Genomic DNA, 12,845 nt, shown 5'->3' with positions numbered 1-12,845 from the left:
AGGATTTTTAAAATGGAAAATGTAGAAACGGCTAAAACCAAAGGGTTTTGGAGCATTTGTCGAGATCCAATTTTACTGACCATTGTCGGTGGTGCAATTGATACCATTGGTTTTATTGCATTATTTGGTTTTTTTACCGCACACGTGACAGGAAACTTGGTCTTGGCAGGAGCTGCTTGGGTCAAAGGTGGCGCAGGTATTTGGATTAAACTGGGTGCAATTCCTTTATTTATTTTGACTGTCGCAATTACTAAATATTGGATTGACCGCAGTACTCAAAAACATACGACTTTAAGTTATTTGTTTTTGGGTGAAGCCATTTTTTTAACAGGTTTTATGCTAGCAGGATTATATTTCGAGCCATTTAAAGATGCCAACAGTGTGACTGTGGCAATCACTGGTGGTCTAGGTTTGATTGCTTTAGCCATTCGAAATACCTCAAGCAAAACTTTAATTAAACACATCAGCCCAAGTACGATGATGACGGGAAATACTACACAGCTTGGGATTGATATTTCAAATTATCTACGCAATAAAACTGAGGATAACAAACAGAAGTTACAGCACAGCTTAAGTATTGTGATTGGTTTTGTGCTCGGCGCATTTTTAGGTGCATTTTTATATGTGTATTTAGATTTTTGGAGTGTCGCTTTCTTCATTCTGCCTGTGTTGTATTTGTCTTATCTCGCTGCAAAACAGCGATTTGTTGAGCCTCAGTAGAGGGATAACAAATGAATAAGCTCCGATTAGAAACGATCAGTGATGGAATTTTTGCAATTATTATTACTGTCATGCTATTGGAGCTTAAAATTCCTGAAGGTCATGATCTATCCGCACTTAAAGGTGAGTTACATCTGATTTTTAGTTATATCTTGAGTTTTATTTATATCGGGATTTATTGGAATAATCATCACCATTTATTTCAAGTGGTAAAAAGCATTAATGGCAAAATTTTATGGGTAAATTTGCACTTGATGTTTTGGTTAACCATGATTCCGTTGACCACAGGATGGTCATCTTATAGCAACTATGCTCAAACCCCGACAGCACTGTATGCATTTATTCTGTTTATGTGTTCATTGTCTTATCGTTTATTGGAAAAAACGCTGATCAAGTTAGAGGGGGCGGACTCTTTAGCTGCCCACTTATTGGGTAAAGATAATAAATTATTTATTTCTGTCTTGCTTTATGGCACATCCATTTTTCTTAGTTTTATCAATACCAAATTGACATTACTGGCATTAGCGGTACTGGCGGTTTTTTTGTTTTTACCCAATAAAAAGATTGAACAATATTTTAAAGATCATCAAAGCGAATAGTGAGCAGGCTGTCATGATTTGAGTGACAAGCACAAGGGTGAATAATGTCAAATTTTATCAAACAAGTAATCCCAATTTTTTCATTGATGAGTATGCCAGTCTATGCAGCACAAAGTGCATTTGATAAAAATAGCAGCTATTTGTTTGGGGATTGGAATGGAAAACGAACCGAACTTGTCGAAAAAGGCATTAAGCTGGATGCGACAGCCATTGTAGATACTGCTTATTTGGCAGATGGTGGTGATGATTCGGGACAAGCGCCAAAATATGCCAGTCAATTTTTATTAGGCACTAGTTTAGACATGGAGAAATTGGTAAATTGGGAAGGTGTCACCATTCGCAGTACCGTAACCGCTCGACAAGGACAAAGTGTCTCTTCGGACGCTATTTCTGACCCTTCTATTGCACATATTGCCAATGTCCAAGCCAATTATGGACGAGGTAATAGTAAAAGTCGTCTAACAGAATTGTCTTTAGAAAAGAATTTTAAGGAACAAGGCTTAAATATTAAGTTAGGACGCTTAGGGATTGGTGCTGACTTTAATGTGATGTCGTGTGAGTTTCAAAATAATTCATTTTGCGCATCACAAATGGGAAAATGGCAAAGTGGAATTTGGTATAACTCGCCCATTGCACAGTGGGGCGGACGTTTAAAATATCAGGTCAACCCCGAAGTTGCTGCGCAAATCGGCGTATATGAATATAATCCGCAAAATGCTTTAGAACGACATGGTTGGAATCTAGACACTGATCAAGCCGATGGCGTGACGATTCCTGTAGAAATGATTTGGCAACCAAAAGCATTTTTGAATGGTTTGGCAGGAACATATCGTGTCGGTGCGATGTATAACACTGCGGATGAGGTTAAAAATCAAAAAGATATTCGCACAGGTGAAGCAGAAGATCATACCTATGGTTTTTGGTTTAATTTTGATCAGCAATTGACTTCTACAGGTTCAGGCAAGCAAGGTTTACACAGTTTTGCTAACTTTACTTTCCATAATCGTAGCACCAACAAAGTTGATAACTCTCAACAAATTGGGTTGAAATATTATGGTTTAGTGGATGAATTGCCGAATGATAATTTAGGCTTTGGTATTAACCGTATTCATGTGAATGATCGTTTTCGTGAAGGCAAGCCACAGTATGATGCGGATGCAGAATACAATATTGAATTAAACTATAGCTATAATCCAACCAAATGGCTGATGTTACGCCCAAGTTTGCAATACATCGTGCATCCAGGTGCCTCACATGATTTGGATAATGCCTTAGTATTTGCCTTAGGGACTAAAGTTACTTTTTAATCGTATTTTACGACAACTATTCATCTATTTTTAGTTGATCACAGGCTTGAAAATACATTGATTTTCATTGAGCTTTGATGTCTTTATCTGAATCACTGATGTTATGGATTAACATCAGTGATGCCATATATTGTTTGAAAATGCTGTAATACCATTCTTGGAAATTAACATAATATAAGTGGTTTATTTTCGACGGAGTCTTACTTCTAAAGTTTGTATTTAGCGACTAGCCTTCGGCTCGACCTACTTTTGTTTCGGCAAAATGAGCAGTGAAACTGCGCAAGAAAACCACCTTGCGGAGCGTTGCTCCTCACCGCAGAACTCGACAAATACCGCAAATTGGTTGATGTATTGCAAAAACATTATTCATCATTGGTAGTCCTGCCTCAGACAATTGCGGATGACGTTTCCGCGTCTCAATATATGATTGGAAGCAGAAAAAAACATTCCGAAATATATTATAAAAATTTTATTGATTGGTATAATTTCGCATCCAAGCTTTACTCAGAATATTTAAGCAGTATGGCGCATATCGTGGGCAATTCTGTATAGTTCTTGCGCTGATTCTAGGATATGTTGCTGAAACTTTTCTATTTCAAAAGTTTGAACTGCTAAAATTTCAGTACATTGTGCAATGATTTTGTCGCTCATATCACGCAGTTGCAACTGTAATTGTGCAGTAAGCGCTTTATATAAACCTTCATGTTCAAATATATTTTCTTGTACTGTGGTCGTGGCTGAAAGCATTTCATGACTTATGGCTTGTTCTAAAGCCAAAGAAAGTACTGGGTCAATCTGAATAGCATAATCTGCTAACTGTAATGTCATTTGTTCAGATAAAGCAGCTACTGTCCATTGTTGGATCGTTTGAACAACAGCTTGAATGGATTGCCTTTCTGGATATTGATCAAGTAGAGCAGGGATCTGCGGTACAACACTACGCCATGTCTGTTCAATGATTTTATTTTGTTGCTGTTCTAAAGCCGCTTGCATCTGCGCCAGTTGAGTTTCAATGTCTTTGACAGTGCTTGCACACATATCTTGTAAAGCTTGCAGAATATGCTCTTGCAAATAATGTAAATACATTTCAGCAGGTTTTCTCTGCTTATAGTCTAAAATAGGATGAATAATATCCAGTAAAGCGCTAAATAAATGCTCAAATCCTGCTTCAGACATTGCCTGTGCTGAAAACTCAGCTTGGCGTACCATTTGTGCCGAAACAGAAACGGGATGTTTTAAAAGCAATGGATCAACTGCCATGGCTATGAGTTTTTCTTGGCTACGTTGTAAAACATCTTGCTCTTGTAATGCGCGTTGTGCAGCACTTTTGTTGCAAAGCATGGTGCAAATTTCGCCATCTATTTCATCTTCTTCAACTTGATCGCTACGTGTGATAATCGGCAATAACGGCTTATGACGACGTAATTCTCGTCCAAGAGCATCTAGTTCTTGAACTTGTCCTGGAGAAGATGAGCTGCTTAACCATAAAACTCCATCCGCACTGTCGATAAAACGTTGGGTAAGTTCAGCATTTTCAATGGTGACAGAGTGGAGTCCTGGGGTATCAAGTAGTACTAAGCTTTCACCTAAACAGACACCTTGCAAGCGAGCAGTGGTTTCGGTAGCACCTTCTTTAAAAGGTGTATGCGCATAAATAATTTCACCCTGATCTAAATGAAAATATTGAACCTGTTGTCCCTGAAAATGAAAAAAATCCGCAAGTAGATTACATAAAGAACTTTTACCTGCATTAAATTTACCAAAAACCAAAAGCATCACTTTATGGTCAAAGGTATCAGCCAATGACTGTGCTGGGGCGAACTCAAGCCATTTGCTGTCCCAGTTTTGTTGATGTTCTAAAAGGAATTGCTTCAATGTTTGAAGTTGGTTAGCAAGTACGCTTTCGGGGTGTAGTACGTGATTTGCACATAGACTTTGTTCTAAGTTTTGACCGAGTTGATCTCGCCAATTTTGCAATTCTTGTAAAAGTGAAGTGAGGTCTGATGATGTTGGTGACACTTTAGACAGTTGAATAAATGTCTGAATAGCGCTGTTTTTTAGCATAATTCAAGCTCCAAATGTTGGAGTGCAATATGTGCTTTTTCATCTAATGCCAATAATTTATTGAGCGCAGTGATATTTTGTTTTAAGGCTTCACGATCTGCCGAAAGTTCAAAATAATGCGAAAATTCACGTTGTAAACGTTCACGTCCAGAAGTTGAGCAGAAGATTTTTTTTAAATCATCGCGGAATTTTACAGAAACGCCCATCACGGCAACCATGACTGTATCTAAACTGCGTACATTAGTTTGTTGGTGGCTAGGTAAACCCACCACACCATAGCGAATTAAATGACTGTTAATATCGATACATGCACGAGAGTAGGCCACTTGAATGCGAGCACGTTCTTGTTTTCCTGCTGTCATTTTAAACATATTTTCAAATGAATCAGGAACTAAAGCTTCATCAGTACCCGAAATTTGCAATAAGGGTTGTAGGTCATTCTGAATTTTATCCAATACTTTATTTAAATCTTGTTCAAATGCCTGTCGTTGTGTGATTTGGAGCTGTTGTAATTGTGCAAGGTCTTGGTGATGTTGTTGTTTTAATTGTTGAAGCAGACTTTGTGTTTCAGTAATAATTTGCTTTTTTTCATGCAAACGTGCCTGTGGCACATGATTTAAAGCTGTGGTCAGCGCCTCTTTTAGCTCAATTATTCCACTTTTTTTGAGTAATACTTGTTTATTGCCTGCGATGGCTTGTCTGTGCCGTGTTGCTGAAACAGGAAATAGTGGGGTACTCGGTACTTGTTTAGCAATAGAAGCAAGGATATCTGCTAAAACATTCGGATCTGCGATTTGATCAATTTGTGTTAGGACGAGTAAAGTTTGGCGTTGGCTACGTTGTTGATCTTGATGTAATTGTTGGATTAAAGGATGTTCAGCAGAATCCAGTTCACCTTCTCGAACAGAATGGATAAATAAGCGTATATCTGATTGTGTCCACAGTGCTTCATGTGCAAGATGATCATCTTGACCGAATACATCGGCATCTAAACCGGGGGCATCTAACCATCGTACTTGTTGATGTTGATGCTCAGCCAAGGCGATGGTTTCTCTACGATCAGCGACAGTAAAAATATCCTCACCGATCAACTCGTTTAATAGTCTACTTTTGCCATGGTTGTATTTACCAATCACCGTCACTGTAGGACTTGCGTTGGTGCGTGCCAATTCTCTAAGACGAGCAAAATCTGCGCTACTTTGTGGTAAAACAGTTAAAATATCTTGTGTTGCCTGTTCGAAAACGTGCATATCCATCGCTTTATTCTCTACATGTCCTTTGTAATAAAACTGGCTGACTTGCAGCCAACCAGTTTCTAAATCATTGCTGTAAATTGACTATTGCTTTTAAGCTTGTAGACGAGGGCGATCAACCAATTGGTTATCTACACCATCTACTAATTTACTTAATTTAAAATCAAAGATGAGCTCAGAAAATGGTGCATCTACACCGTTGGCTTTAATGGTTGCTTCATCCGTATGTTCAATCACTGGAACCACTAAGCCTTCACGTGTTGCATATGCAAAATCATCATAAACCAATGGGTCATTTTCCATATTTAACTGTGTCGTTAACTTACGATGACCATCAGCCGTGATGAAGAAATGAATGTGTGCAGGGCGATTACCATGACGACCTAATTGGTTTAAAAGCTGCTGTGTTGGACCTTCTGGTGGGCAACCATAGCCTTTAGGTACGATACTTTGGAAACGGTAGCGACCTTGATCATCAGTGATAATGGTACGGCGCATGTTGAAAGGCACTTGTTCACCTGTTGGGTCGAAGTGTGAGTAGAAACCTTTGGTATTGGCATGCCATACTTCTACTTGCGCATTTGGAATAGGTTGATTGTCTGCATCATAAACAACACCATGCATAATTAACAATTGACCATCTGGATCGCTGCCATCATCAAGACGTGCAAAACCATGTTCTACTGGTGCGCCTGCCACATATAATGGACCTTCAATCGTACGTGGCGTACCATTTTTAACACCTAACGCTTCGTCTTCAGCGTCCATACGCATATCAAGGAAACGGTCTAAACCTAAACCAGGTGACAATAATGCAGCTTCTTGACTTGAACCTAATTGATTTAAGTATGCAATCCCTGCCCAGTATTCATCTGAAGTAATATCTAAGTCTTCAATCATCTTAAATAAATCAGAAAGAATACGATGCGTGATTTGTTTGACACGAGGGTTACCGCCTTCTTGCTCTAAACCGCTTGCTAAACGCAGAAAATCTTGTACTTCTTGTGTGTCAAAAATCTTTACATTCATGGCTGTCTCCTTAAATTTGCCAAAAATATGAACTTTATATTGTAAATTTCGGCGTACCCTGATCAGATCGTCTTCCTTACAACAACATGGGGAGTGAGTTCAATCTCTACAATACCTCTGCTGTGAACACTGATAGCATTCATATTTTTCAGTGCTGTTTGGAGGGTGCCTGTTATCATCCAATGACTTTTATTATATGTGCTTATTTTTTTATAACTAGAACCTAAAAAGTTTTTATAAATACCTTTTAGGTATATTTTGAAAAATAGAATTGTCTACATCGTATGATGTTTTTAAAGTTTTTTATAATACTGTTTTATTTTTTATCTATTTGATTTTTAATTTAAATATACTTTTATTTTATGAAATTGAAAGCCCGTATATTTATGGGTTAAATGCTCATTATTGCAGTAAAGTGATATAAGTATACCGAAATACTCAAGTTTAATATTTCACTTTGGATATATTGTTTAAAAAATAAAAAACACCGTTCTATAGATCAAATCGAAAAAAAATTACAGTTATGCTAATTTAATTTGAAGCACAAATTTAATCATTGAACGATATTGCGTTGGGTATTTTCGTCAATATTTAAACGATTCATCCGAAGGATCAGGATATGCCACACGATCAAAACAATGAAATGATGCAATGGACTGAAAGTATCCAAAATGTATGTGGGGATTTTGAGACGGCTTTTGATAAGCAAAGCAATCTTTTTATCGGAGAGGTCAAATCTTTTTTATTGGGCGAAACAGAGATTGCTTTTATTCGTAGTAATGCCACTTATTTAATTCGAAAAAAAGGCATTCCAGACCGAGTAAAAGATCGGTTTTGTTTTTTAATCCTGCAATATACTGGAAAAATGCGTATTGCTTATCAAGGGCAAGATATTCATCTTAACGAAGGTGATATCGTATTGCTTGATCCTGATGAAACCATTGAAATGCATCCACAAGGATTGTTCAGTCATATTTCGGTACATCTTTCTCGTGAAAAAGTTTTTAATCAAGGCATTACAACAGAGTATTTTGGAAAATTAATGACTGCAAATATGAGTGGTCATTTACTCAAATGTATGTTGCAAAATTTATCACCAGAAAATATTGAGCTGTGGTATGCCGAAGAAGATGGCAATGCCTTTGAAGACGCCTTGATTGCTTTGATTAAGCCCACGATCAATTATAAGAATATTGAAAATATAGATCATCAAAAGCGTAAAGCAGAGCGATATATTTTAGAAAATTTATCACAGACAAATTTAACTGCACAGATGATTGCCGATCATTTGGGTATTTCATTACGGCATTTATATCGTCTTTTTGAAAACGAGCAGCAGTCAGTACATAAATATATCCAAATGAGACGTTTGGAAAAAGTGCAATATGAGTTGAAAGACAATAAAAACAAAGATGTTTCTATCACCGATATCGCTTTGAAATGGGGCTTTGGCGATAGCGCACATTTTTCAAAATTATTTAGAAAAACGGTGGGCATCTCACCGAAAGCGTTTCGAGCTCAAGTTTAAGCCATCATTTTAAATGATCTATTTTGCAATGATATTTATAAAATAAATGTCAGTTTTACACAGGGTCAATGTCATTTTTGAACAAGTAATCAGCACGAAATAATGATGAAATCCTACTAAAGGACTTGTTTTAGTAGAGAAAAAATATGAAGACTGAATACGATTACATCATCATTGGCGCGGGTTCTGCTGGCTGTGTGGTTGCAGCACGTTTACTTGAAGCAAAGGCAGGAACAGTATTGGTGTTGGAAGCTGGTGAAAAGGATAGCAGCATCTTCCACACGATTCCTGCGACAGTGATTAAAGTGTTTCAACAAAAATCTTGGCCTTATATGACTGTGCCACAACAGCATTGTAATAACCGCGAAATGATTTTAGCGCAAGGTAAAGTCTTAGGTGGCGGAAGTTCTGTGAATGGCATGATCTATTGTCGTGGTCAGCGTCATGACTATGATTTATGGGCTTCAGAATGGGGCTGCACAAAATGGTCATACCAAGATGTGCTGCCATTTTTCAAAAAAGCTGAAAATAACGAAAGTCTTGGCGATGAGTTTCATGGTCAAAAAGGGATTCTACCCGTCAGCGAAAACCGTTACCGTCATCCATTAACTTTGGCATGTATCCGTGCTGGTCAAGAAATGGGTATGAAATATGTCAATGACATCAATGGCTGGGATCAAGATGGTGTCGGTTTCTATCAGACCACAACCAAAAATGGTGAACGTGCAAGTACCTCAAAAACCTATTTAAAATCTGTAATTGATAGTCCAAATATTACGGTACTTACTGAAGCTTTAGTACATAAAGTCGAAACTGAAGGTCAAACAGCAACTGGCGTTACTTTTAGTGTCAAAGGTGCTGCACCTGTTACAGTTAAAGCACGTAAAGAAGTGGTGGTCAGTGCAGGTGCTATTGGTAGTCCGAAAGTGTTGATGTTGTCAGGCATTGGGCCAAAAGCACATTTAGAATCCATTGGTATTGCATGTAAAAAAGATTTGCCAGTTGGTGATAATTTACATGACCATTTACATATGTCGGTGAATGCAACGGTAACGACTAACAATAGTTTGATCGGTAATGACAAAGGTTTTAAAGCCATTAAAAATGGCTTGCAATGGTACTTTACACGTTCAGGTTTATTGACCAGTAATATTTTGGAAGGTGCTGGTTTTATCGATACACATAATTTTGGTCGTCCAGATGTGCAATTCCACTTCTTACCTGTGTTGGATAACTTTGATAATACTCCAGGCGAAAAGGCTGAAGCAGAACAACATGGCTTAACCATTAAAGTTGGACATTTACAACCCAAAGCACGTGGTACGATTCGTTTGAAAAGTACTGATCCGAAAGAAATGCCAATCGTTGATCCTAACTTCTTAGGACATCAAGATGATATTGATGCCAACATTCGTGCCGTACAAGCAGGTTTACGTCTACTTAAACAACCTGCGTTACAAGCTGTTGTAAAAGAAGTCATTGAACCTGCAAATGTAGAACCTGATGATATTGAAGGTATCAATAAATGGATGCGTCAAAATATTAAGACGGTTTATCATCCTGCGGGAACCTGCAAAATGGGCGACTCAGCACAAGACTCAGTGACAGATCAAAGTTTAAAAGTACATGGTTTTAATAACTTGAGAGTGATTGATTGTTCTATTTGTCCACAAGTCCCGAGTGGCAATACCAATGCCATTGCCATCATGATTGGTGAACGTGGTTCTGATTTTATTTTAAATGGTGCTGCATAAGTTACAGCGAATCTATGATGTGACAATTTAGAGTGTTACGTCAATCCTAAATAGAATTTAAATGAGGAAAATGTGATGAGTGAAGTACAAATTTTAGAAAGTGTTCAACAATTTATTGCTCGCCAACATGGGCATTTTATTGATGGTGAAAATGTTGCAGCAGAAGCTGTAGAGCGTATCGAGTTATATAACCCTGCAACGGAACAAGTGGTTTCAACGATTGCGGTGGGAAACCAAAACGATGTAGAAAAAGCTGTTAAAAATTCACATGATGCTTTTTTAAATGCGTGGGCAAATACTTCTCCTTATGAACGTGGTCTTAAGTTAAATAAATTAGCTGATTTAGTTGAAGCGCACGCTGAAGAGTTGGCGCAATTAGAAACATTGACCACAGGTAAGCTGATCAATATTTCGCGTCATTTGGAAGTGGCTCAAACTGTTATATTCCTACGATACTTCGCAGGCTGGGCAACAAAAATCAATGGTCAAACCATGCAGCCCTCAATCCCATCTGCAAATGGTGAAAAATATACGGCTTATACCATGCGTCAACCAATTGGTGTAGTTGCAGGGATTGTGCCGTGGAATTTCTCATTGATGATCGGTGTATGGAAAATCGGTTCAGCATTAACCACAGGTTGTACGATTGTGGTTAAACCAAGTGAATTTACGACTTTGTCATTATTGCGTTTGGCTGAATTGGCAATTGAAGCAGGTATCCCTAAAGGTGTAATTAACGTTGTCACTGGTAAGGGAGATACAGGTCAGCATTTGATTAATTCACCATTGGTGAAAAAAGTATCGTTTACAGGTTCAGTTCCAACGGGGATTGCGATTGGTAAACAAGCCATGGCAAGTGATCTAACCCGTGTAAGCTTGGAGCTTGGCGGCAAAAATGCGGCTGCGATTCTTGCTGATGCCAATATTGATGAAATTTTACCAACATTGTTACAAGCAACTTTTGTACACCAAGGGCAAGTTTGTGCAGCACCAGAACGTTTCTTTGTACATCAGTCAAAATATGACGAATTGGTCAGCAAAGTATCTGCTGCGGTGCAACAGTTAAAAATTGGTTCACCATTAGATGAATCAAGTATGTTTGGTCCTCTATCAAATAAACCACACTTTGAAAAAGTGAAGCATTATTTAGATATCGCACAACAAAATAATCAAGTGATTACAGGCGGTAAAGCACTGGAAGGTACAGGATATTTTGTTGAACCAACGCTTTTAAAAGTCAGCGGTGTTGATGATCCCTTATTCATCGAAGAAACATTTGGCCCAGTGGTCGATGTGATTCCATTTGAAACGGATCAAGAGTTGATCGAAATGATGAATCATTCTCGTTTTGGTTTAACTGCGAGTTTATGGACCAATGATTTATCTAAAGCATTGCGTTTAATTCCACAAATCGAAGCGGGATCGATCTGGATCAATATGCATACATTCTTAGACCCTGCAGTTCCATTCGGTGGTGTAAAAGCTTCGGGTGTTGGACGTGAGTTCTCAGATGCCTTTATCGAAGACTATACCGAAGTTAAATCTGTGATGATTCGTTACTAATTTCACAATTTTAATTTAAAACAAAATCAAGGAGATGCCATAAGGAGTGGCTTCTCCTCAGCTAAACTCATCCAAAACAATAAGGATATTGTCATGAATAAGAAAATTTTATCGCTGGCGTTGATCTGTAGCTCAGCCCAAATCTTTGCAAGTGATTTACCTACCGTTAACTTAGGGATGTCGAGTTTTGTTGATGGTGCTGTACCCGCAGGAACAGGCTGGTATGCGCAAACCTATTTCCAAAATTACAGTGCAGATAGCATCCGTGATGCAAATGGGGACAAAGTCGCTTTACCAAAATCAGAAATTGATTATCAATCTATCGTGCAACAAATCAGTTACTTATCCGATGTAAAAGTTGCAGGTGGCAATATTGGTTTGAATTTATTAATTCCTGTGTTGGGACATATGGATGTGGATGATGGTTTAAATAATCAAGCCATTAAGTCACAGCGGGGCATGGGCGATATAATGATTGGACCGTTTATCCAATTTGATCCAATCATGGGCGAAAATGGTCCTAAATTTTCACATCGTATTGAATTTCAGGTGAATGTACCTACTGGCAAATATGATCGAAATAAAGACATAAACCCAAGTGCCAATGCTGTTTCTTTAGATCCATATTGGTCTGCGACCTATTGGTTCAATCCAAAATGGACAGCCTCTACCCGTATCCATTATTTATATAATTTTAAAAATGATGATCCAAATTATAGTTTTGGTGATGCGGATGATATCCAAGCAGGGCAGGCAGTTCATGCTAACTTCGCAACTAGTTATGCGGTTTCACCACAACTTCGTTTAGGCTTAAATGGTTACTGGCTCAAGCAAATCACCGATACGCAAGTAAATGGTGAGGATGTGGAGGGGCGTAAGGAGCAAGTTTGGGCGATAGGACCAGGTGCAATGTATAGTTTCGATCAACATGATCATCTGGCTTTAAATGCTTATTTTGAGCAAGATGCTGAAAATCGCCCACAAGGGGACAGTGTAATTTTCCGTTACATTCATCATTTTCATTAATA

10 protein-coding genes are annotated in these 12,845 nt (G+C 38.2%); 7 read left to right on the top strand and 3 right to left on the bottom strand.

What is annotated here, in order from left to right; translation table 11 throughout:
• Window positions 1-12: 12 nt before the first annotated feature.
• The 3 genes from HUS24_RS04915 to HUS24_RS04905 are packed head-to-tail and all read left to right on the top strand — an operon-like array spanning window position 13 to window position 2,626.
• On the top strand, window positions 13-720 hold the full coding sequence (locus tag HUS24_RS04915; RefSeq protein WP_173910966.1) for a YoaK family protein: 708 nt from the start codon (window positions 13-15) through the stop codon (window positions 718-720).
• Between the two features lie 11 nt (window positions 721-731).
• Complete coding sequence (locus HUS24_RS04910; RefSeq protein ID WP_173910965.1) at window positions 732-1,319, top strand: TMEM175 family protein; 588 nt, start codon at window positions 732-734, stop codon at window positions 1,317-1,319.
• A gap of 44 nt (window positions 1,320-1,363) precedes the next feature.
• The gene (locus tag HUS24_RS04905) at window positions 1,364-2,626 is read left to right on the top strand and encodes a carbohydrate porin (protein ID WP_173910964.1); all 1,263 of its coding nucleotides are present in this window, start codon (window positions 1,364-1,366) and stop codon (window positions 2,624-2,626) included.
• Between the two features lie 513 nt (window positions 2,627-3,139).
• Here HUS24_RS04905 and HUS24_RS04900 read toward each other — a convergent pair.
• From HUS24_RS04900 to catA, 3 genes are all read right to left on the bottom strand, one after another.
• Window positions 3,140-4,690, bottom strand: coding sequence for a dynamin family protein (locus HUS24_RS04900; protein WP_173910963.1), 1,551 nt, complete (start codon window positions 4,688-4,690; stop codon window positions 3,140-3,142).
• On the bottom strand, window positions 4,684-5,946 hold the full coding sequence (locus HUS24_RS04895) for a GTPase (protein WP_173910962.1): 1,263 nt from the start codon (window positions 5,944-5,946) through the stop codon (window positions 4,684-4,686). The genes HUS24_RS04900 and HUS24_RS04895 overlap by 7 nt, the downstream gene beginning before the upstream one ends.
• Window positions 5,947-6,036: 90 nt before the next feature.
• Complete coding sequence (catA, locus tag HUS24_RS04890) at window positions 6,037-6,972, bottom strand: catechol 1,2-dioxygenase (RefSeq protein ID WP_065993974.1); 936 nt, start codon at window positions 6,970-6,972, stop codon at window positions 6,037-6,039.
• A 619-nt stretch (window positions 6,973-7,591) separates the two neighbouring features.
• Between catA and feaR the strand changes: the two genes are divergently transcribed.
• From feaR to HUS24_RS04870, 4 genes are all read left to right on the top strand, one after another.
• Window positions 7,592-8,500 carry a transcriptional regulator FeaR gene (gene feaR / locus HUS24_RS04885; RefSeq protein ID WP_173910961.1) on the top strand — a complete coding sequence of 303 codons (909 nt, stop codon included), beginning with the start codon at window positions 7,592-7,594 and terminating at the stop codon, window positions 8,498-8,500.
• Between the two features lie 146 nt (window positions 8,501-8,646).
• The gene (locus tag HUS24_RS04880) at window positions 8,647-10,254 is read left to right on the top strand and encodes a GMC family oxidoreductase (protein WP_173910960.1); all 1,608 of its coding nucleotides are present in this window, start codon (window positions 8,647-8,649) and stop codon (window positions 10,252-10,254) included.
• Window positions 10,255-10,329: 75 nt separating this feature from the next.
• Window positions 10,330-11,817 carry an aldehyde dehydrogenase family protein gene (locus HUS24_RS04875; protein ID WP_173910959.1) on the top strand — a complete coding sequence of 496 codons (1,488 nt, stop codon included), beginning with the start codon at window positions 10,330-10,332 and terminating at the stop codon, window positions 11,815-11,817.
• A 93-nt stretch (window positions 11,818-11,910) separates the two neighbouring features.
• Window positions 11,911-12,843, top strand: a complete 933-nt coding sequence (locus HUS24_RS04870) for a transporter (protein WP_173910958.1) — start codon at window positions 11,911-11,913, stop codon at window positions 12,841-12,843.
• Window positions 12,844-12,845 lie beyond the last annotated feature (2 nt).

The organism is Acinetobacter sp. Marseille-Q1618, assembly GCF_902809855.1.
Taxonomy (GTDB): Bacteria; Pseudomonadota; Gammaproteobacteria; order Pseudomonadales; family Moraxellaceae; genus Acinetobacter.
Note: the sequence above shows the minus strand (reverse complement) of the source record. Positions and strands in the feature narration are given on the sequence as shown.